Here is a 19,604-nt window from a genome sequence, read left to right on the forward strand (position 1 = left end):
TTGCCTTTTATGGACGGGTTGATGAAGGGCAAGCGCGGGCTTGTCATGGGGGTCGCCAACGATCATTCGATCGCCTGGGGCATCGCCAAGAAATTGTCCGAGCACGGGGCGGAACTTGCCTTCACCTACCAGGGCGACGCCTTCGGGCGGCGGGTCAAGCCGCTGGCCGAGAAGCTCGGCGCCTCGCTGGTCGTGCCTTGCGACGTCGAGGACAGCGCCTCGGTCACCGCCACTTTCGAGACACTCGGCAAGGCCTGGGGCGGGCTGGATTTCGTCGTCCACGCTATCGGCTTTTCCGACAAGAACGAACTCAAGGGCCTCTACGCCGACACCAGCCGCGACAATTTCGTCCGCACCATGGTGATCTCCTGCTATTCCTTCACCGAGGTCGCCCGCAATGCCGCCGCGCTGATGACGAATGGCGGCTCGATGATCACGCTGACCTATGCCGGGTCGGTGCGGGTCATGCCGAACTACAACGTCATGGGCGTCGCCAAGGCCGGGCTTGAGGCGAGCGTGCGCTATCTCGCCAATGATTACGGCCCGCGCGGCATCCGGGTGAACGGCATCTCGGCGGGACCGGTGCGGACGCTCGCCGGCTCCGGCGTGTCCGACGCGCGCCATATGTTCTCCTATCAGCAGCGCAATTCGCCGCTGCGGCGCACGGTGACCATCGACGAGGTCGGCGGCTCGGCGCTCTACCTGCTCTCGGACCTGTCTTCGGGGGTCACCGGCGAGATCCACTATGTCGATTCCGGCTATCACATCGTCTCCATGCCGGCGCTCGAGGAACTGAAGCAGAACGACGGCGCCCGCGAATAATTCGCTAACGCAAAAAATACTTTCCAGTAAAATTGGAGGCATTGGCGGAAACTGATTTTAAGGAGGTATCCGCTAAAGGGTCCTGTAGTGTCAGGGACCTTGCATGCCTGCAGTCAGCAACCCGAAGCGAACACCGCTGTTCCGGCTGATCACCATCGCCAGCTCGGGCATGGGCAGTTTTATCCTCGGGCTCTGGGGGCTGCGCTTCGGTTTCGGTGACGGCCTGGCCGGCATGTCTGCTGAGACGATGGCAGGCGTCATCGCCGCGCTCTGCGCCCTTTCCGCCGGTGGCGCCTCCATGTCCTTCTTCGCCGGCGTTGATGAATCGGCCGAATACGTCTTCAAGGAAACGCATTTCGACAAGATGACCGGCCTGCTGACGCGCCAGGCGATCGTCGGAAAGGTGGCGGCGGCAGCAGCGGAAACGATAGAGACCGGCGAACCGGTCTATTTGATCGATATCGACATCGACCGCTTCAAGCAGATCAACGACGCCATCGGCTACAGCCATGGCGACGAGCTGATCCGCGCCTTCACCAAAAGGCTGAAGGAGAGCATGCCGGAGGATGTCGTGATCGGGCGGCTCGGCGCCGGCGAATTCGCCGTGCTCTTGCCGGACCGCGAGATCCGGGGATCGCTCGAACGGTTCCTCGAAAAGCTCATCAACGACATGATGGAGCCCTACCAGCTCCAGACGCACCTGCAGTCGGTCAGCATGTCCATCGGTATCGTGGCGATGCCCAAGGACGGCGTCGATCCGGTGCTCGTCCTCCGCCGCTCGAATCTGGCGCTGCAGAATGCGCGCGCGAGCGGCATCGGCAACTGGTCGGTCTTCCACGCCGATATGGGGCGGGTGGCGGACTACCGGCAATGGATCGAATCCGAGCTGAAAACCGCCTTCGACCGCGGCGACTTCAGCCTCCATTACCAGCCGCAATTCGATCTGCCGACCGGCCGTGTCGTCGGCTACGAAGCGCTGATCCGTTGGAAGCATCCGGAACGCGGCATGATCCCGCCGATGGAATTCATTCCGATCGCCGAGGAAACCGGCATGATCAATCCGATCGGCGAGTGGGTGCTGCGCAAGGCCTGCAGCGACGCCCAGTATCTGCCGCGGGATTGCTTCGTCGCCGTCAACATCTCGCCGGTCCAGTTCATGACCAAGGACTTCGTCGGCATCGTCCGCGAGACCATGGCATCGACCGGCATCAAGCCGTCGCGGCTGGAGCTCGAAGTCACCGAAACGGCGATGATGCAGGACCGCGACCGCGCGGCCGTCATCCTCAAGCAGCTCGCCGAGATGGGCATTTCGGTCGCCGTCGACGATTTCGGCACCGGCTATTCGAACCTGAGCTATCTGATCGACTTCTCGTTCGGCAAGCTGAAGATCGACCGCTCCTTCGTCAGCCGCATCGATACCGACTCCAGCTCGGGCGCCGTGGTCTCGACCATCGTCGGGCTGTCGCGGGCGCTGGGCGTCGGCATCATCGCCGAAGGCGTCGAGACCGAGAACCAGGCAACGCTGCTGAGAGCCGCCGGCTGCGAGGTGGTGCAGGGCTATCTGTTCGGACGTCCTGCGCCGCTCAAGATCGAACTCGGCCAGATGCGACCCGCACACACCACGCGCGAGCCAGCACGCCTCGTCAGCCTGCAGTAGCCGCCTCAGCGGCGAGCCGAAAACACCTTGAACATGCCGTCGCGCGCGATCTCGGAATGGCTGGAAAAAGCGGCCGCCAGCACCTGTTCATAAGGCAGCTGCCGGTTGGCGACCATGACCAGCCGGCCGCCTGGCTTCAGCGCCTTCGACGCCGCACGGATGATGCCCGCGCCGATCTCGGGCTCCGCCGACCGGCCGCGGTGAAAGGGCGGGTTCATGACGATCACGTCGTAGCGTCGCTCGACCGTTTCGGTCAGCAGATCGGTCCAGAAGAAACGTGGCCCTGGATCAGCGTGGACATTGATCCTGGCCGCTTCCAGGGCTTCGAAATCCGCTTCGTAGAGGTCGAGACCGGAGAGGCCCTTCGAGCGTTCCGCCACCTCTGCCCCCAGATAGCCCCAGCCGGCGCAGAAATCGGCGACGTTGCCGCCGAGATCGTCGGGCAGGTGCGCGGCGAGCAGCCTGGAGCCGGCGTCGATCCGATCGAACGAAAACATGCCAGGCGCGGTGCGGAAGAGTCCTTCGACGACGAGGTCGGGGTTGGCGGCGCGAAGCGCCCGGGCCACGTCCATGCCGGCCTGGCGGAACCAGAAGGCGACGCCGTGATGTTTCGGCAGGTGCGCCTCGAGCGACACCAGCGCATCGATGCGCTTGCGCAGGCTGTCGATGCCATCGTCCTTGCCGCCGGCGACCACGATCAGCCCTCCCGGCACCACACGCTCGATGGCCTCCGCGATCCGCAGTTCGTTCTGGCCGCGATGCCGGCCGGCCAGCACCAGGGCCGCGTCGAAGCCGGAACCTTCCGCTCGCGGCGTGACGGTGTAGCCGGCCGCCTGCATGGCGCGAAAATGTGGCCGGAAGCCTTGCACGAGATGCAGCGCGGCGTCGAAGCCGGCAGGCAAACGGAAGCCGGGCTCGGCACCCAGGAACAGCAGGTGAGCATCTTTTCGCGGCAAAGGGAGCGCCTCAGCCTCGAAGGGAAAAAACAGCGTCTTCAGTGGCTCTGAGGCCATTCACACAACTCTTCAAACAAAAACGGGCGCGACCCTGCGGCGCGCCCGTCTCGATTATCCCGAGCCTGTTCCATCCCGATGATATCGGGATGGGGCTCTATCTATTTGTTTGAGCATGATCTTTTCCGAAAACCGGATTCCACTTTTCGGGATCATGCTCTGGTCAGCCGATCAGGCGGCGTCTTCCTCGCCTTCCGGCTTCTTCTTCTCCTGGACGATTTCCTTGCCGGTCGCCTGGTCGACGACCTTCATCGACAGGCGGACCTTGCCGCGCTCGTCGAAGCCCATCAGCTTGACCCAAACCTTGTCGCCTTCCTTGACGACGTCGGAGGTCTTGGCGACGCGCTCATTGGCGAGTTGCGAGATGTGGACGAGGCCGTCGCGCGGGCCGAAGAAGTTGACGAAGGCGCCGAAGTCGGCCGTCTTGACGACGGTGCCCTCGTAGATCTCGCCGACTTCCGGCTCGGCAACGATGGTGTGGATCCACTTTTTCGCCGCCTCGATCTCCTTGGCGTTGGCCGAGGCGATCTTGACCGTGCCGTCATCCTCGATGTTGATCTTGGCGCCGGTCTTCTCGACGATCTCGCGGATCACCTTGCCGCCGGAGCCGATGACGTCGCGGATCTTGTCGGTCGGGATGTGCATGACCTCGATGCGCGGCGCGAACTCGCCAAGCTCGGCGCGCGCGCCGGAGATGGCATGCGCCATCTCGCCGAGGATGTGCAGGCGGCCGTCCTTGGCCTGGCCGAGCGCGATGCCCATGATCTCCTCGGTAATGCCATCGATCTTGATGTCCATCTGCAGCGAGGTGACGCCGTTGGCGGTGCCGGCGACCTTGAAGTCCATGTCGCCGAGATGGTCCTCGTCACCGAGGATGTCGGAGAGCACCGCGAAGCGCTCGCCTTCCTTGATCAGGCCCATGGCGATGCCGGCCACCGGCTTGGCGATCGGCACGCCGGCATCCATCAACGCCAGCGAGGTGCCGCAGACGGTCGCCATCGAGGACGAGCCGTTGGACTCGGTGATCTCCGAGACGACGCGCAGCGTGTAGGGGAACTGCTCGGCCGACGGCAGCATCGGGCGGATCGCGCGCCAGGCAAGCTTGCCGTGGCCGATCTCGCGACGACCCGGCGAGCCCATGCGGCCGGTCTCGCCAACCGAATAGGGCGGGAAGTTGTAGTGGAGGAGGAACTTCTCCTTGTACATGCCAGTGAGCGAGTCGACATACTGCTCGTCCTCGCCGGTGCCGAGCGTGGCGACGACCAGCGCCTGGGTCTCGCCGCGGGTGAACAGCGCCGAGCCATGGGTGCGCGGCAGCACGCCGACCTCGGAGACGATCTTGCGAACGGTCTTCAGGTCGCGGCCGTCGATGCGCGAGCCGGTGTCGAGGATGTTCCAGCGCACAACCTTGGCCTGGAGCTCCTTGAAGACGCTGCCGATCTGCTCGGAAGAGTATTTGGCTTCCTCGCCTTCGGCCGGCGCGAAGGCTGCCTTGACCTTGGCCTTGACGGCGTCGACGGCGGCGTAGCGCGACTGCTTGTCGGTGATCTTGTAGGCCTCGCGAAGCTCGTCGCCGACGATCTTCAGCATCTCGCCTTCGAGCTCGGAATAGTCCGGCGCAGTGAAGTCGCGCGGTTCCTTGGCGGCGACCTCGGCCAGCTTGATGATCGCGTCGATCACCGGCTGGAAGCTCTTGTGGCCGAACACGACGGCGCCGAGCATCACGTCCTCGCTGAGTTCCTTGGCCTCGGATTCGACCATCAGAACGGCGTCGGCGGTGCCGGCGACGACGAGGTCGAGCTTCGATTCCTCCATCTCGTCGATATGCGGGTTGAGCACATACTCGCCGTTGATGTAGCCGACGCGGGCGCCGCCGATCGGGCCCATGAAGGGCACGCCGGAGAGCGTGAGCGCGGCCGAGGTGGCGACGATCGACAGGATGTCCGGATCGTTTTCAAGATCGTGCTGGACGACAGTGACGACGATCTGGGTGTCGTTCTTGTAGCCGTCGGCGAAGAGCGGGCGGATCGGGCGGTCGATCAGGCGGGAAACCAGCGTTTCCTTCTCGCTCGGACGGCCCTCGCGCTTGAAATAGCCGCCAGGGATCTTGCCGGCGGCGTAGGTCTTTTCCTGGTAGTTGACGGTGAGCGGGAAGAAGTCGAGGCCGGGCTTCGGCTCCTTCATCGAAACGACGGTGGCGAGAACCACGGTCTCGCCATAGGTGGCGAGCACAGCGCCGTCAGCCTGGCGCGCGATCTTGCCGGTTTCCAGGATGAGCGGACGGCCGCCCCATTCGATTTCCACTTTGTGATGATTGAACATATCTTGTCCTTCATATGCGGAAAGGGCCACGCCGTCTCAACGGTCGCGGATCATCCCTTCCCTGGCTTCCTTCGGGCAGCCACGGGCAAGACAACGGGAAGCTCGATAGGTCCGGCAACAGCCGAGCGAGCATCCTGCAATCCTGCCCCATGACCGTCCATGGGCGGTTCCGAGTTGCCCTCTGCACTCCCGGAACCGGGTCTGGCCGACCGGTCGGGCCGGCCTTGCGCATGACGCCGAAAACCCTTGTTTCCGGAACGCGCCATGCGCGAATGCAAATTTCGTTTCAGCATCGGAACACCGGACCATCCGATGCGCCAATGCGCGACCGGCGGGCCCTCCGCAGAGAGAGCCCGCCGGTCAATTCGTCAGCGACGCAGACCGAGCTTGTCGATCAGCGTCTGATAGCGCGCGTCATCCTTGCGCTTGAGGTAATCAAGCAGGCTGCGGCGCTGGGAGACGAGAGCAAGCAGGCCACGGCGGGAATGGTTATCCTTCTTGTGGTCCTTGAAGTGCTCCGTCAGGTTCTTGATGCGCTCGGAAAGGATGGCAACCTGGACTTCCGGAGACCCGGTATCGCCCTTGGCGGTTGCGAATTCGGTCATCAATTCCTTCTTGCGATCGGCAGTAATCGACATCGTGTTTTTCCTTATCTGTTCGAGGAAACGGGACGCCCTCAGCCGGGATGTCGTCCAGCAGGGGCCGGTGCAAGCAACGCGTCAAGGCGCGAAGCTGCGGCGCATATAGTGCAATTTCCGGCAAAACACCAGCCCAATTGTCAAGCCGGCTTGTCGCAGGTCTTGTCGCAAAAACAGAGGGTTGCTTTGGGCTACAGCCACTTCTTCCACCTGAAGAAGGCTACGAGCCCGACAGCGACGACCAGCATGAACAACAGAGCCGCCGGGTAGCCGTAATAAGACTTCAGCTCCGGCATGTTCCAGGGCGAGCTTTCCGGCTCGAAGTTCATGCCCCAGACGCCGACGAGGAAAGTGAGCGGCATGAAGATCACCGAGACGATCGTCAGATAGGAAATCACGTCATTGGTGCGCGCCTGGGTCAGCGACAGGTGCATCTCGATCAGGCCGGTCAGCATGTCGCGCTGGTTCTCGACCAGCTCGATCAGCCGTAGCGAATGGTCGAGCGTGTCGTTGAAGAAGATCTTGGTCTCGGCCTTCACGAAAGGCACGTCGTTGCGGATCAGCGTCGCCAGCGCATCGCGCATCGGCCACAGCACGCCCTTCAGCACGTTGGCGTCGCGCCGCAACTCATGCAACTGCCGCATCTGATGCTTGTGCGGCGTGTTCAGCATCTGGTCCTCGATGCCGTCAACCTGTTCGCTCGCCGCCTCGATCGGCGGGAAATAGCTGTCGACGATGGCATCGATCAGCGCATAGGCCAGATAGTCGGCGCCGCGCGAGCGCAGCCGGTTGGGCATGGCCGCCGCGATGCGCTTGCGCACCGGATCGAACGGGTCGCCCTCGCGCTCCTGGAAGGTGACGACGAAGTTCTTGCCGAAAAACACCGCGATCTGCTCGTAGCGATGGGCGGTGACGTCGTCGATCATGCGCATGGCGACGAAGGCATGATCCTCGAAGAAATCCACCTTCGGCCGCTGACCGGTGTTGACGACGTCCTCCAGGGCCAGCGGATGCAGGTTGAAGATCCGCCCGATCTCCTCGATCAGCGGGATGTTGGCAAGCCCGGTGCAATCCAGCCAGACGACCGGCCAGCGGTCGCAGTGGGTGTTGAGATCGTCAATGCTGGCATTGTCGATGGTCTTGAATTTTTCGGGCGAGATCAGCGTCATCCGAAGCTCGCTGCGCCGCGCCGCCGGATCGGCGATCAGCGTGCCAGGCGAAGCGCCGACCGGCGGCCGGCGGGTTTTCAGCGGCGCCCGTGTCCTGACGGTATCAGCCTTTGCCATAGGATCCTCGGGCGCAAACTCGAACCGATTTGGTCTTGTTTCTTAGCAATTCCGGGCAGATAACCGCTACGCACTTTTCCTGGAATTGCTGTAGCCGAGCACCGTCAACCGACAAAGACCCGCTTGGGCTTGAACATGCCCTGCTCGATGGCGCCGATGGCGACGAGCTTGCCGCGCGCGGTGGCGCAGGCTTCCTCAGCCTCGACCGGCGCGTCGCGGCCGCGAATGATGACGGGATTGCCAAGGCGGATCTTCGTCGCCGCGTCGTCGCTGACCGCGACCTGCGGCAGGCAGTCGAGGGCTGCCGCGGTATCGACCAGCAGCGCGTCGATGGCGCCGAAATCGACTGGAGTCTCGGCTTCTTCGCCCGAATTCTCATCGGTCTTGTGGCCAAAGCGCGCCGCTTCGAGTTCGGCGACGGTGACAAAGTCCTCTGCCGTGAAAGGCTCGACCTCGACGCGCCGGAGTTCGGCGATGTGGCCGAAACAGCCCAGATCGCGGCCCATGTCGCGCGCCAGCGAGCGCACATAGGTGCCCTTGCCGCATTCGACCTCGAAGACGGTTTTGTCGGCAGCATGCTCGACGATGTCCAGGCGTCCGATCTCGATCTCGCGGGCGGGGATATCGACCGTCTCGCCGTCGCGGGCGAGATCGTAGGCGCGTTCGCCGGCAATCTTGATGGCTGAGAACTGCGGCGGCGTCTGCATGATGACGCCGGTGTATTTCGGCAGCAGCGCCCTTACCTCCGCCTCGGCCGGGCGCCGGTCGGAACTGTCCGTCACCGGGCCTTCGAGGTCGTCGGTCGAGCGCTCCTCGCCCCAGGCAACGGTGAAGCGGTAGACCTTGGCGCCATCCTGCACGTAAGGCACGGTCTTGGTCGCCTCGCCGAGCGCGATGGGCAGCATGCCGGAGGCCAGCGGATCGAGCGTGCCGGCATGGCCGGCCTTCTCCGCCTGGAACAGCCATTTGATCTTGGAGACCGCCTCGGTCGAGCCCATGCCGACCGGCTTGTCCAGCACCACCCAGCCGGAAACCGGCCGCCCCTTCTTCTTGCCGCGCCGCGCCACTTAGTTTTCGTCCTTGTCGTTGTTTTTGTTCTGGTCATCGAGGTCGCGCGCGACTTCGGGCGACTTCAGCAATTCGTTGATCCTGGCGAAATTGTCGAAGGACGTGTCGAGCCGGAAGCGAAACTCCGGCATGTACTTCATTTGCCTCAGCGCGCCGGAGACGCGGCCGCGGATGAATTTCGCGTGCCTGTTGAGCGCCTCGACCACGACACCGGCATCGCCGGCACCGAGCGGCGAGACGAAAGCGGTGGCGATCTTGAGATCGGGCGACATGCGCACCTCGGAGACCGAGACGACGCTGTTCTCGATTACCGGATCGATGATCTCGCCGCGCTGCAAGCTTTCGGACAGCGCGTGGCGCACCTGCTCGCCGACGCGCAGCATGCGCTGGGAGGGGCCTGATTGTGTCGAACGGGACATTTTCTTCGGTCCTGAAATCGTGAAGCGCGGGATGGGACCGCGCCACATGTCTCAATATGCATGAGGGTCTGGCGGCAGCCTTTCGGCCGCCGCCCGGGGTCATTTCGGCAAGTATATCCGAATTTAGAGCGTCCTGCTCACCATCTCGACGCGGAAGCACTCGATGACGTCGCCGACGCGCATGTCCTCGTAGTTCTGGAAGGCCATGCCGCATTCCTGGCCGACCGGCACTTCCGAAACCTCGTCCTTGAAGCGCTTGAGCGTCTTCAGCGTGCCTTCATGGACGACGACGTTGTCGCGGATCAGGCGCACACCCGCGCCGCGCTCGACCTTGCCTTCGGTGATACGGCACCCGGCAATCTTGCCGACCTTGGTGATGTCGAAGATCTCGAGGATCTCGGCATTGCCGATGAAGGTCTCGCGACGCTCCGGCGAGAGCATGCCGGAGAGCGCCGCCTTCACGTCATCGACGAGGTTGTAGATGATCGAATAGTAGCGGATCTCGATGCCGGCGGCGGCGGCGGCCGCACGCGCCTGCACATTGGCGCGGACGTTGAAGCCGATGATCGCCGCACCCGAGGTCTCGGCGAGCGAGACGTCGCTTTCGGTGATGCCGCCGGCGCCGGCGTGGACGATGCGCGCGCGCACCTCGTCGTTGCCGAGCTTTTCGAGCGCGGCATTGATCGCCTCGATCGAGCCCTGCACGTCGCCCTTGATAACCAGCGGGAACTCCTTGAGCCCGCTCGTCTGCAACTGCGACATCATCTGCTCGAGCGAGCCGCGCTGGCCGGCATGCTTGGCCACCGCCTTCTCGCGCGCCAGGCGCTGACGATACTCGGTGATCTCGCGCGCCCGCGCCTCGTTGTTGACGACGGCGAAGCGGTCGCCCGCCTGCGGCGTGCCCTGCAGGCCAAGCACCTCGACCGGCATTGCCGGTGGTGCTTCCGGCACATGCTCGCCGCGATCGTTGACGAGCGCGCGGACACGGCCCCATTCGTTGCCGGCGACCAGGATGTCGCCCGGCATCAGCGTGCCGGTCTGCACCAGCACGGTGGCGACAGGACCGCGGCCCTTGTCCAGCTTGGCCTCGATGACGGCGCCTTCGGCGGTCCGGTCGGGATTGGCCTTGAGGTCGAGGATTTCGGCCTGCAGCAGGATCGTCTCGAGCAGCTTGTCGATGTTGGTGCCCTTGGTCGCCGACACTTCGACGTCCAGCACCTCGCCGCCCATCGATTCGACGAACACTTCATGGCGCAGGAGTTCGGCGCGCACCTTCTGCGGGTCGGCGTCGCGCTTGTCGATCTTGTTGATCGCCACGATGATCGGAACGCCGGCCGCCTTGGCGTGACTGATCGATTCGATCGTCTGCGGCATCACGGCGTCATCGGCCGCCACCACCAGCACGGCGATGTCGGTGACCTGGGCGCCGCGGGCGCGCATCGCCGTGAAGGCGGCGTGGCCGGGCGTGTCGATGAAGGTGATCTTCTGACCGTTCTTCTCGACCTGGTAGGCGCCGATGTGCTGGGTGATGCCGCCGGCCTCGCCGGAGACGACATTGGCGTTGCGGATGGCGTCGAGCAGCGAGGTCTTGCCGTGGTCGACATGGCCCATGATGGTCACCACCGGCGGACGCGACACCAGGTCTTCCGCACGGTCGGCGATGTTGAACAGGCCTTCTTCGATGTCCGACTCGGCAACGCGGCGAACCGTATGGCCGAATTCGGAAGCGACCAGTTCGGCCGTGTCGGCGTCGATGACGTCGCCCGGCTTCAAGATCTGGCCCTGCTTCATGAAGAACTTGACCACGTCGACGGCGCGCTCGGACATGCGCTGCGCCAATTCCTGGATGGTAATGGTTTCGGGCAGGATCACTTCACGCATGACTTTCTCGCGCGGCTCGTTGTGCATCGCGCGTTTGAACTTCTCCTGGCGACGTCGCATCGACGACAGCGAACGGCCGCGCGCGTCCTCGTCGGAAAGCGCAGAGTTCAGCGTCAGCTTGCCGCGGCGGCGGTCTTCCTCGCCCTTGGTGGGCTTGGCCGGACGCGCCACTTCGGGCGTGGCGAGACGGCGGGCGGGCGCACCGGCGCCTCCACCAGCACCAGCAGCGATACGCCTCGGCTTGGCCTCCTCCTCGTCGTCGGCGGTGGCGAGATCGGCTGCCAACGGCGCGCGGCGGCGGGCCTCTTCCTCGGCGCGGCGGCGGGACTCGGCCTCGGCCTGGAGGCGCGCTTCTTCCTCCGCCTGGCGGCGCGCGGATTCCTCACGCTCGCGCTTGCGGCGTTCTTCTTCCTCGGCGCGACGCTTGCTCTCTTCCTGGGCGCGCTGGCGATCCTCGATCTCACGCGCCTTGGAGCCCTCGAGCGCCCTGCGGCGCGCTTCCATCTCACCGCGCGACAATTCGTTCAGCACCATGCCGGAGCGTTCCGGCGGCGGGGGCGGCGCCTTCGGCGTTTCCTGCACGGCGGGCGCGGGTGCCGCGGCTGCGGGCTTCGGCGTGAAGACGGACGGCGCCACCGGCTCCGGCTTGTCGCCTGGCAGCGAGAACTTGCGCTTCTTGGTCTCGACCACGACCGACTTGGTGCGGCCGTGCGAGAAATTCTGGCGCACGGTGCCCTGTTCGAGGCCCGGGCGCTTCAGCGTCAAGGTCTTCTTCGGCGTAACGCTCAACGTCTTGTCATCGCCCGATTTCGTGTCGTTCATTCCATATCCTCTGCGGCATCATCTTCGTCAGCAACGGCCGCAAGCATTGCCAAATCGTCCGGGGTTCCGCCCCGATACCGGTCGAGCGCAACCATGCGCTTCTCAACCGCCTTACCCGCGTCCTGCGCGAGGACGGCAGCATGTATCACATTTGTGCCCCCCAATGCCAAGCTCAACTCGGCCTCGGGGAAAAGTTTGTAGGCAAGGATGGCGGGGCCGCCGAGATGGACGGTCGCCCGCCGCGCCTGAGTGATCTTGCGGACGCCATCGTCCGAGGCTTCGGTCGCGTGCAGCACAAAGAGCGCCTGCCCGTCGCGCACGGCAGCCTCTACCTTGGCGGCGCCGAGAACGACCGCTCCGGCCTTGCGAGCAAGACCCAGCATGCCAAGAGCGGATCGGGAAAGCAGCCCGTCGACCATATCGGCGAGATTGGCGGGAACCGCGACCTGCGCCTTGAAGGCGCGGGCAAACAGGTTCTTCGCCGCCGCCTTGTCGATATGTAGGCGATCAGCGGTGACCCAGCAACCGCGGCCGGGCAGATTCCTTTTGATGTCCGGAACGACGGCCGAATCCGGGCCGACGACGAAGCGGATCAGCTCATCCGCTTCGGCCTGCCTGCGCGTGACGATGCAGGTGCGATCGTTCATCTCGTCCACGGACCCTGCGATTGGTAGTCACCTCACGCACCGACGGTTTCGCCGGCCGCGGCGTCTTCAGCGGCCGGTTCTTCCTCGGAAATCCAGCCGACCTTCTTGCGAGCGGCCAGCACCATCTCTTCGGCATCGGCGCGCGAGACGCCGTGATCGGCGAGCACGCCGGGATAAACCTTGGTCTCGCCGTCCTTGCGCTCCTTCCAGCCGATCAGGTCATCGGCGGCATAGCCGGCGAAGTCCTCGATCGTCTTCACGCCGTCCTCGCCGAGCGTCACCATCATGGCCGTGGTGATGCCGGGGATCTCGCGCAGCTCGTCCTGGACGCCGAGCGCCTTGCGCTTCTCGTCATGCTCGGCCTCGATCTTCTCCAGATATTCGCGGGCGCGCGACTGGATTTCCGAGGCGGTGTCCTCGTCGAAGCCGTCGATCGAGGAAATTTCGCCCGAATCGACATAGGCGACTTCCTCGACGCTGGTGAAGCCTTCGGAGGCAAGCACCTGGCCGACCATCTCGTCGACGTCGAGGGCCTCCATGAACAGCGCCGAGCGCTCGACGAATTCCTTCTGGCGACGCTCGCTCTCTTCCTGCTCGGTCAGGATGTCGATGTCCCAACCGGTGAGCTGCGAGGCAAGGCGCACATTCTGGCCGCGGCGGCCGATGGCCAGCGACAGCTGGTCGTCCGGCACCACCACCTCGATGCGCTCGGCATCCTCGTCGAGCACCACCTTGGCGACTTCCGCCGGCTGCAGCGCGTTGACGATGAAGGAGGCGGCCGAAGGCGACCACGGAATGATGTCGATCTTCTCGCCCTGCAATTCGCCGACCACCGCCTGGACGCGGCTGCCGCGCATGCCGACGCAGGCGCCGACCGGATCGATCGAGGAGTCGCGCGAGATGACGGCGATCTTGGCGCGCGAGCCCGGATCGCGGGCGACCGACTTGATCTCGATGATGCCGTCGTAGATTTCCGGCACTTCCATGGTGAAGAGCTTGGCCATGAACTGCGGATGCGTGCGCGACAGGAAGATCTGCGGGCCGCGCTGCTCGCGGCGCACGTCATAGACATAGGCGCGGACGCGGTCGCCATATTTGTAGTTCTCGCGCGGGATCAGCTCGTCGCGGCGGATGATCGCCTCGCCGCGGCCGAGATCGACGATGACGTTGCCGTATTCGACGCGCTTGACGGTGCCATTGACGATCTCGCCGATACGGTCCTTGTACTCGTCATACTGACGATCGCGCTCGGCCTCGCGCACCTTCTGGACAATGACCTGCTTGGCCGACTGGGCGGCGATGCGGCCGAAATCCATGGGCGGCAGCTGTTCGGCGATGAAATCGCCGAGCTGAGCATCGGGGTTGCGCTCGCGCGCCGTGGAAAGAGCGATCTGCGTCGCGTAGTCCTCGACCTTCTCGACCACTTCCATGAGGCGCTGCAGCTTCATCTCGCCCGTATTGGGGTTGATGTCGGCGCGGATATTGGTTTCCTGACCGTAACGCGAACGCGCCGCCTTCTGGATCGCATCGGCCATGGCGGCGATGACGATCGACTTGTCGATCGACTTTTCACGCGCGACCGCATCGGCGATCTGCAGCAGTTCAAGCCTGTTGGCGCTTACAACCATTGTCTTTCTCCCGACTTCGCTCCAGGCACGCAGCCCGAAAGCTCAATCAACTTTCCTGTTCGGTTTCATTTTCTTCGCCGGCGGCGGCATCTTCCGCCTCGCCCCGGCGTTTCTTTGCTTCCTTGCGGGCCCTGTTGTCCTTCGACAGGGCCTCGCGGATCAGATCGTCGGTCAGCACCAGCCGCGCCTCGGCGATCGCGTCATAGGGCACGCGCACCGTCGGCTCTTCGCCATAGGCCGCCTTGTCGCGCTCCAGCAGGATGCCGTCGGCGTCCGCCTCGGCGATCTTGCCCTTGAAGCGCTTGCGGTCGCCGATGAGGACCGAGGTCTCCATCTTGACCAAATGGCCGGTCCAGGCGGCAAAATCCGACTTGCGCACCAGCGGCCGGTCGATGCCCGGCGACGACACTTCGAGATGATACGCCTTTTCGATCGGATCTTCGACATCGAGCGCCGGCGACACCGCGCGGCTGACCTCTTCGCAATCCTCGACGGTCATGGTGCCGTCCTCGCGCTCGGCCATGATCTGCAGCGTCAGCCCGTTCTGCCCCGTCAGTTGCACCCGGACAAGGCGGAAGCCGATGGCCTTGAGCACCGGCTGCACGATCATCGCAATGCGCGCATCGATGCCGCTTTCGCGGATGATACGGTCGTCGGCTTGGCTTGCCGCTGCGGTCATGAGTTTCCTGTCGCTTCGTCGCTCCGGCCGGCAGGTAATAAAAAAGAGCGGGACCGGGTGGACCCACTCTTCGTCATACCGACCAAGAATTTGAGCCTGATATAGACGATCCCGGCCGGCGTTTCAAGCCTCACGGTGGCGCACTGTAGGCAAAGGCCTGCGGCGGTGTCTACAACTGGCGCGGCCATCGTTGGGCCGCATGCATCACGGTGAGTATCTCGATCTCGCCGCCGACAACACGGCAGGGAATTATGTATGGGATATCTGCCAGGACCAGTTCTCGTGTCCCTTTCACCCGCCCGACCCGCCCATAGCGGGTTGCTCGGCGAGATTGTCCGCAGAGGAAACGATACGGGCAACGACCCGGGCCGCGGCTGTTGGATTGTCCTTTTCGATGAAAGCGCCAATCTGGTCGAGACGACGCACGGCGCGCTCGGTCCAGCGGATCGGCTTCATCGTCCGTAGGGCGGCTTGACGTATTTCGCTATGACGCCGGCCAAATCCTTCTCACTCGCAAATTCTCCGCGATCGGCTTCGTCAAGGCCGGCCTCGATCTCGGCAAGTTGCCATTCTTCCCTGGCGACGTAGTCTTCGATCGCTTGAGCCGCGACGTAGGAACGAGAGCGATCCACCTTTTCGGCCAGTTGGTCGAGCTTGGCGACAGTCTCATCAGGGAGCCGCACGGTGAAGGCACCCATCATCCTGTCTCCATTCTGGTTCACTATGAATGTGGTGGAACCAAATTGGTTCGTCAATTCTGCATGTCTCGAGGCAGAACCCGCTTGAGCTGCGTTGCGCGCCGCGCATGGCGGCCATGCAGTCCTTTGTAAACCGATGTGTCGTGACCATCTATGTTGCAGCGCCAAAAGGACGCGCCCGGTGGCGCGCGAAGGTAATCATATGGACCGTGGATTGTTTTTCGTCATCGGTGATTTCTTCAACACATTCGGCAGCGCCGCAGCCGCATCGCGCGCCGTCGAGGCCGGCCGCAAGCCGCGCCGCGGCGATCTGAAGAAGCTCGGCATCGACCCCACCGCCTTCGACAAGATCGGCCGCTTCTAAAGCGGTGGACGGAACCCTGACCGTCCCGACCTCGCCGCGCGCAGCGCCTCTGCCTTACTTCCGCGCTTCCAGCAGCGACGCCGCAATTGCTGCAATCGAACGAAACAAGACAAATGGATCGTCTTTTGTTGGGAGAAATCCCCGCCGCTGCCAAAATTGCGCCGCGTCCTCATCGATTGCATTGACCATCAGCGCGCGCCCTCCAATCAGCTCCGCGGCCTGGACGCAGCGCTGAAGGGCATGCTTCACCAAGCCAGTACCGATGCCGCGCCCCGCCCATTCGGCATCGGTCGCAAGCTGGCCGAGGAGGAGACAGGGCACCGGATCGGGCGGTTGGCCTGTGCGGATTGACCGGGGCAAGATCGACGGCACGACGGCCGTGGGCGCCAAACCATAGTATCCGACCACGCGGCTGGCTTCATGGACAACGAGGACGGCCGTAAAGCCCTTCTCCTGATTGGAGAGCGCGCGCGTTTTCAGCCAGTGATCAAGCGTCGGTTTCCCGCAGGAAAATCCGGAAACGTCGTGGGCTGCGGTAAGCGGTTCGGGAGCCGATAAGGCCACGGCTTAGCGCTTCGTTGTGTAACCAGCTTCCCAAGGCGCGGGCCGCTTTGCCAATTCCACCAAATCGGGGACCGGAGCGGCCGGGGCCGACAGAACCTCCATAAATTCCGCAAACCCTTCCGGGCTCATGCGGACAAGACGGTTGTCCATCAATACATCCTCGGCCGCGCGCACGGCGGCATCGCGCACGAAGTCCGTACGGGACCGGCCGCGGAGAGTGGCGGCACGATCAATCATCGCCACGTCCGCTTCCGGCAGGCGCATCGAGATCGGGTATTCCTTGCGTTCGACCGTGGCCATAATTGTCTCCTTGCCGGCAAACATAGAGATTTGTAGCGCTAACGGCAATACATCACGGCGAACCATCGAGGCCGGCCCAAGCCGCGCCGCCTCGACGCGAAACAGCGCGGCATGGAGACCGCCGCCATCGAGCTTCTTAGCGGTGGGACGACTGGGGCACTTTGCGGCCCTTCCGAGATTTTCCGGGCTACTTCCGGATAAAGGTCAGATAGGCAGGCCGCCTTCCCTCGCGGATGGCCTTGGCTTCATAGCGCGTGCCGGGCCAACCCTCATAGGGCCGGTGCCAGTCGGCAGACTCGCTCGCCTGCCAGGCGAAGGCGCCGTGGGCGCGGCAGGCAAGCAGCGTCCAGTTCACATAGCTGTCGATATCGGAGGCAAAGCGGAACCGGCCGCCCGCCTTCAGCACCCGGGCGAACCGGTCGAGATTGGCCGGGCTGACGAAGCGCCGCTTCCAGTGCTTCTTCTTCGGCCAGGGATCGGGATAAAGCAGGTCGATGCCGTCGAGCGAGGCCGGCGGCAGCCAGTCGAGCAGGCGCGTGGCGTCGTCGTCATAGACCCTCAGATTGGCGAGCGGGCGCTTATCGAGCGCCGTCATCATCTTGGCCATGCCGTTGACGAAGGGCTCGACGCCGATGAAGCCGGTCGCCGGCGCTTCCGTCGCGCGATGCAAGAGATGCTCGCCGCCGCCGAAGCCGATCTCGAGTTGAAGGGCAGAAACCTGCGCCTCGAACAGCGTCTTGAGATCTGCCGGCACCTCGGCCGTCAGGTCGAGCCTGTAGGCGCGCAGGCCACTTTCAAGCGCCGCAGCCTGTTGCGGGCGAATAGCCTTGCCGTGCCGGCGGCCGAAGAAAGCTTCGGTCGCGCGGCTCGGCCTGTCGTTTGGCTCCATGGATACGCTTGGCGACGCCGTCAGGCGGCAATCGCATCGGCAACCGCGTCCTTGAGCGCCTTGGCGAGGTCGGTCTTCTCCCAGGAGAAGGAACCGTCGCGGCCGGCCTTGCGGCCGAAATGGCCATAGGACGAGGTCTTGGCGTAGATTGGCTTGTTGAGGTCGAGGTGACGGCGGATGCCGGACGGCGACAGGTCCATCACCGTGCGCAGCGCCTCCTCGAGCCTGGCCTCGTCGACCTTGCCGGTGCCGTGCAGATCGACATAGACCGACAGCGGCTGGGCGACGCCGATTGCGTAGGAGAGCTGGATGGTGCAGCGGTCGGCGAGCTTGGCCGCCACCACGTTCTTGGCGAGGTAGCGCGCCGCATAGGCGGCCGAGCGGTCGACCTTGGTGGTGTCCTTGCCCGAGAAGGCGCCGCCGCCATGGGGTGCTGCGCCGCCATAGGTATCGACGATGATCTTGCGGCCGGTGAGGCCGGCATCGCCGTCGGGTCCGCCGATGACGAACTTGCCGGTCGGGTTGATGTACCAGTTGCAGTCTTCGGCGACTTTGAGATCGCCAAGCGCCTCGATGATGTAAGGCTCGACGACCTTGCGAACCTTCTTGGAATCCCAGCTCGAATCGAGATGCTGGGTGGAAAGCACGATCTGCGTCACTTCCGCCGCCTTGCCGTCGGCATAGCGCACGGTGACCTGGCTCTTGGCATCCGGGCCGAGCTTGCCGGCCTCGCCATTGCCTTCATGGCGCGCGGCGGCAAGCAATTCGAGGATCTTATGACTGTAATAGATCGGCGCCGGCATCAGGTCCGGCGTCTCGCGGCAGGCGTAACCGAACATGATGCCCTGGTCGCCGGCACCTTCCTCGCCCTGACGGTCGGCGGCATTGTCAACGCCCTGGCCGATGTCGGGCGACTGGCCGTGCAGAAGCACCTCGATCTTGGCCGTCCTCCAGTGGAAGCCCGCCTGTTCGTAACCGATCTCGCGGATCGCCTTACGGGCGACCGACTTGAACTTGGTCGGATTGACGACCGGGTGGCCCGACGCATCCTTGAGGATGTTGCCGGCCTTGTCCTTCTTCAGCAGCGTGTCGGGAACCCTGACCTCACCGGCGATGACGACGCGGTTGGTGGTGGCCAGCGTCTCGCAGGCAACGCGCACCTTCCACGGGTCCATGCCCGTCTTCTTGGCCTCGCGATAGACGAGATCGACGATCTCGTCGGAGATACGGTCACAGACTTTGTCGGGATGGCCCTCAGAGACGGATTCCGAGGTGAAGAGATAGTTCTGCCGCGTCACGGGTGTCCCCTCTTGAAAAAAGATCGGCAAGCTGCCGATTTTGGCGCGCCACGTGTTAGCGGTGCCGGGCGCCACTCGTCAAGCGGCGCGACGGATCTGGCATGAATATCGGCACAATCGGCTTGTGCCACCGGCGGCAGGGCACCGCCGGCGACAGGAGCCTGGAATCACTCGGCATCGTCCGGCGAAAGGGACTTCACAAGATCGATGATCCGGCGCCGCACCTTGACGTCCGGAATCTTGACGAAGGCGCGATTGAGCTGAAGCCCCTCCGGGCTGCCGCAGAATTCGATGGCGAAGGCCATCGAGGCGTCCTCGGCGAATCCTCGATTGCCGGCCCCGGCCTCCTGACCCGGGGCGTCCTCGAAGAAGAAGGCGACGGGAACGCTCAGGATGGAGGCTATCGCCTGCAGACGGCTGGCGCCGACCCTGTTCGTCCCCTTTTCGTACTTCTGTATCTGCTGAAACGTGATGCCGAGATTTTCACCCAGCTTTTCCTGGCTCATTCCAAGCATATTGCGACGCAACCGAATACGACTCCCGACATGGATGTCGATCGGATTCGGCTTCTTCTTGTTCTCTTCTGTCATTTTTTCCTCGCCGAATTTT

General features: G+C 63.9%; 19 protein-coding genes and 1 pseudogene. 3 read left to right on the forward strand and 17 right to left on the reverse strand.

Going from position 1 to position 19,604, the window contains the following annotated elements; all coding sequences use genetic code 11:
• Positions 1–9 precede the first annotated feature (9 nt).
• Both fabI and AC4FWB_RS14780 read left to right on the forward strand, forming a co-directional pair.
• Entirely contained in the window at positions 10–822 is an 813-nt protein-coding gene (gene fabI / locus AC4FWB_RS14775; RefSeq protein WP_491026873.1) for an enoyl-ACP reductase FabI, read from the forward strand.
• Between the two features lie 103 nt (positions 823–925).
• The gene (locus AC4FWB_RS14780; protein ID WP_491026874.1) at positions 926–2,479 is read left to right on the forward strand and encodes a putative bifunctional diguanylate cyclase/phosphodiesterase; all 1,554 of its coding nucleotides are present in this window, start codon (positions 926–928) and stop codon (positions 2,477–2,479) included.
• Between the two features lie 5 nt (positions 2,480–2,484).
• Here the strand turns inward: AC4FWB_RS14780 and AC4FWB_RS14785 are convergent, their stop codons facing one another.
• The 12 genes and pseudogenes from AC4FWB_RS14785 to AC4FWB_RS14840 form a co-directional block, all read right to left on the reverse strand.
• A complete protein-coding gene (locus AC4FWB_RS14785; RefSeq protein ID WP_491026875.1) occupies positions 2,485–3,492 on the reverse strand; it encodes a class I SAM-dependent methyltransferase in 1,008 nt (335 codons plus the stop codon).
• Positions 3,493–3,663: 171 nt separating this feature from the next.
• Complete coding sequence (gene pnp / locus AC4FWB_RS14790; protein WP_491026876.1) at positions 3,664–5,814, reverse strand: polyribonucleotide nucleotidyltransferase; 2,151 nt, start codon at positions 5,812–5,814, stop codon at positions 3,664–3,666.
• A gap of 368 nt (positions 5,815–6,182) precedes the next feature.
• Positions 6,183–6,452 carry a 30S ribosomal protein S15 gene (rpsO, locus tag AC4FWB_RS14795; RefSeq protein ID WP_027165894.1) on the reverse strand — a complete coding sequence of 90 codons (270 nt, stop codon included), beginning with the start codon at positions 6,450–6,452 and terminating at the stop codon, positions 6,183–6,185.
• A gap of 191 nt (positions 6,453–6,643) precedes the next feature.
• Complete coding sequence (corA, locus tag AC4FWB_RS14800; RefSeq protein WP_491026877.1) at positions 6,644–7,738, reverse strand: magnesium/cobalt transporter CorA; 1,095 nt, start codon at positions 7,736–7,738, stop codon at positions 6,644–6,646.
• 104 nt (positions 7,739–7,842) lie between these two features.
• The gene (gene truB / locus AC4FWB_RS14805; RefSeq protein WP_491026878.1) at positions 7,843–8,805 is read right to left on the reverse strand and encodes a tRNA pseudouridine(55) synthase TruB; all 963 of its coding nucleotides are present in this window, start codon (positions 8,803–8,805) and stop codon (positions 7,843–7,845) included.
• On the reverse strand, positions 8,806–9,225 hold the full coding sequence (gene rbfA / locus AC4FWB_RS14810; protein ID WP_491026879.1) for a 30S ribosome-binding factor RbfA: 420 nt from the start codon (positions 9,223–9,225) through the stop codon (positions 8,806–8,808).
• 123 nt (positions 9,226–9,348) lie between these two features.
• Positions 9,349–11,928, reverse strand: a complete 2,580-nt coding sequence (infB, locus tag AC4FWB_RS14815) for a translation initiation factor IF-2 (protein WP_491026880.1) — start codon at positions 11,926–11,928, stop codon at positions 9,349–9,351.
• On the reverse strand, positions 11,925–12,575 hold the full coding sequence (locus AC4FWB_RS14820; RefSeq protein ID WP_491026881.1) for an RNA-binding protein: 651 nt from the start codon (positions 12,573–12,575) through the stop codon (positions 11,925–11,927). Before AC4FWB_RS14820 ends, infB begins: the two co-directional genes overlap by 4 nt.
• 32 nt (positions 12,576–12,607) lie before the next feature.
• Positions 12,608–14,203 (reverse strand): transcription termination factor NusA, encoded by a 1,596-nt coding sequence (nusA, locus tag AC4FWB_RS14825; protein WP_491026882.1) that lies wholly within the window; start codon positions 14,201–14,203, stop codon positions 12,608–12,610.
• Positions 14,204–14,249: 46 nt separating this feature from the next.
• On the reverse strand, positions 14,250–14,882 hold the full coding sequence (gene rimP / locus AC4FWB_RS14830) for a ribosome maturation factor RimP (protein WP_491026884.1): 633 nt from the start codon (positions 14,880–14,882) through the stop codon (positions 14,250–14,252).
• 169 nt (positions 14,883–15,051) lie between these two features.
• Positions 15,052–15,338 (reverse strand): annotated as a pseudogene (locus AC4FWB_RS14835) (type II toxin-antitoxin system RelE/ParE family toxin).
• Positions 15,335–15,583, reverse strand: coding sequence for a CopG family ribbon-helix-helix protein (locus AC4FWB_RS14840; protein WP_491026886.1), 249 nt, complete (start codon positions 15,581–15,583; stop codon positions 15,335–15,337). The pseudogene AC4FWB_RS14835 and the gene AC4FWB_RS14840 overlap by 4 nt, the downstream one beginning before the upstream one ends.
• A 199-nt stretch (positions 15,584–15,782) precedes the next feature.
• On the opposite strand from AC4FWB_RS14840, the gene AC4FWB_RS14845 reads away from it, so the two are divergent.
• Complete coding sequence (locus tag AC4FWB_RS14845; RefSeq protein ID WP_491026888.1) at positions 15,783–15,944, forward strand: hypothetical protein; 162 nt, start codon at positions 15,783–15,785, stop codon at positions 15,942–15,944.
• 54 nt (positions 15,945–15,998) lie between these two features.
• On the opposite strand, the gene AC4FWB_RS14850 is transcribed toward AC4FWB_RS14845, so the two are convergent.
• The 5 genes from AC4FWB_RS14850 to AC4FWB_RS14870 all read right to left on the reverse strand — a co-directional run bounded on the left by AC4FWB_RS14850 (position 15,999) and on the right by AC4FWB_RS14870 (position 19,585).
• On the reverse strand, positions 15,999–16,508 hold the full coding sequence (locus tag AC4FWB_RS14850) for a GNAT family N-acetyltransferase (RefSeq protein ID WP_491026889.1): 510 nt from the start codon (positions 16,506–16,508) through the stop codon (positions 15,999–16,001).
• Positions 16,509–16,511: 3 nt separating this feature from the next.
• Positions 16,512–16,808 (reverse strand): type II toxin-antitoxin system TacA family antitoxin, encoded by a 297-nt coding sequence (locus AC4FWB_RS14855; protein ID WP_491026890.1) that lies wholly within the window; start codon positions 16,806–16,808, stop codon positions 16,512–16,514.
• A gap of 187 nt (positions 16,809–16,995) precedes the next feature.
• On the reverse strand, positions 16,996–17,697 hold the full coding sequence (gene trmB / locus AC4FWB_RS14860; RefSeq protein ID WP_491026891.1) for a tRNA (guanine(46)-N(7))-methyltransferase TrmB: 702 nt from the start codon (positions 17,695–17,697) through the stop codon (positions 16,996–16,998).
• Positions 17,698–17,717: 20 nt separating this feature from the next.
• Complete coding sequence (metK, locus tag AC4FWB_RS14865) at positions 17,718–18,995, reverse strand: methionine adenosyltransferase (protein ID WP_292372373.1); 1,278 nt, start codon at positions 18,993–18,995, stop codon at positions 17,718–17,720.
• A 167-nt stretch (positions 18,996–19,162) separates the two neighbouring features.
• Positions 19,163–19,585, reverse strand: coding sequence for a helix-turn-helix domain-containing protein (locus AC4FWB_RS14870; protein ID WP_126086026.1), 423 nt, complete (start codon positions 19,583–19,585; stop codon positions 19,163–19,165).
• Between the last annotated feature and the right edge of the window lie 19 nt (positions 19,586–19,604).

The organism is Mesorhizobium sp. LEGMi-168a (assembly GCF_058312955.1).

Coding starts and splice junctions, on each gene's coding strand:
- rpsO (WP_027165894.1), bottom strand. CDS start 6,452: ATGTCGATTACTGCCGATCGCAAGAAGGAATTGATGACCGAATTCGCA.
- pnp (WP_491026876.1), bottom strand. CDS start 5,814: ATGTTCAATCATCACAAAGTGGAAATCGAATGGGGCGGCCGTCCGCTC.
- AC4FWB_RS14780 (WP_491026874.1), top strand. CDS start 926: ATGCCTGCAGTCAGCAACCCGAAGCGAACACCGCTGTTCCGGCTGATC.
- AC4FWB_RS14785 (WP_491026875.1), bottom strand. CDS start 3,492: ATGGCCTCAGAGCCACTGAAGACGCTGTTTTTTCCCTTCGAGGCTGAG.
- nusA (WP_491026882.1), bottom strand. CDS start 14,203: ATGGTTGTAAGCGCCAACAGGCTTGAACTGCTGCAGATCGCCGATGCG.
- fabI (WP_491026873.1), top strand. CDS start 10: ATGGACGGGTTGATGAAGGGCAAGCGCGGGCTTGTCATGGGGGTCGCC.
- AC4FWB_RS14870 (WP_126086026.1), bottom strand. CDS start 19,585: ATGACAGAAGAGAACAAGAAGAAGCCGAATCCGATCGACATCCATGTC.
- corA (WP_491026877.1), bottom strand. CDS start 7,738: ATGGCAAAGGCTGATACCGTCAGGACACGGGCGCCGCTGAAAACCCGC.
- trmB (WP_491026891.1), bottom strand. CDS start 17,697: ATGGAGCCAAACGACAGGCCGAGCCGCGCGACCGAAGCTTTCTTCGGC.
- AC4FWB_RS14840 (WP_491026886.1), bottom strand. CDS start 15,583: ATGATGGGTGCCTTCACCGTGCGGCTCCCTGATGAGACTGTCGCCAAG.
- AC4FWB_RS14855 (WP_491026890.1), bottom strand. CDS start 16,808: ATGGCCACGGTCGAACGCAAGGAATACCCGATCTCGATGCGCCTGCCG.
- AC4FWB_RS14820 (WP_491026881.1), bottom strand. CDS start 12,575: ATGAACGATCGCACCTGCATCGTCACGCGCAGGCAGGCCGAAGCGGAT.
- rimP (WP_491026884.1), bottom strand. CDS start 14,882: ATGACCGCAGCGGCAAGCCAAGCCGACGACCGTATCATCCGCGAAAGC.
- rbfA (WP_491026879.1), bottom strand. CDS start 9,225: ATGTCCCGTTCGACACAATCAGGCCCCTCCCAGCGCATGCTGCGCGTC.
- AC4FWB_RS14845 (WP_491026888.1), top strand. CDS start 15,783: ATGGACCGTGGATTGTTTTTCGTCATCGGTGATTTCTTCAACACATTC.
- infB (WP_491026880.1), bottom strand. CDS start 11,928: ATGAACGACACGAAATCGGGCGATGACAAGACGTTGAGCGTTACGCCG.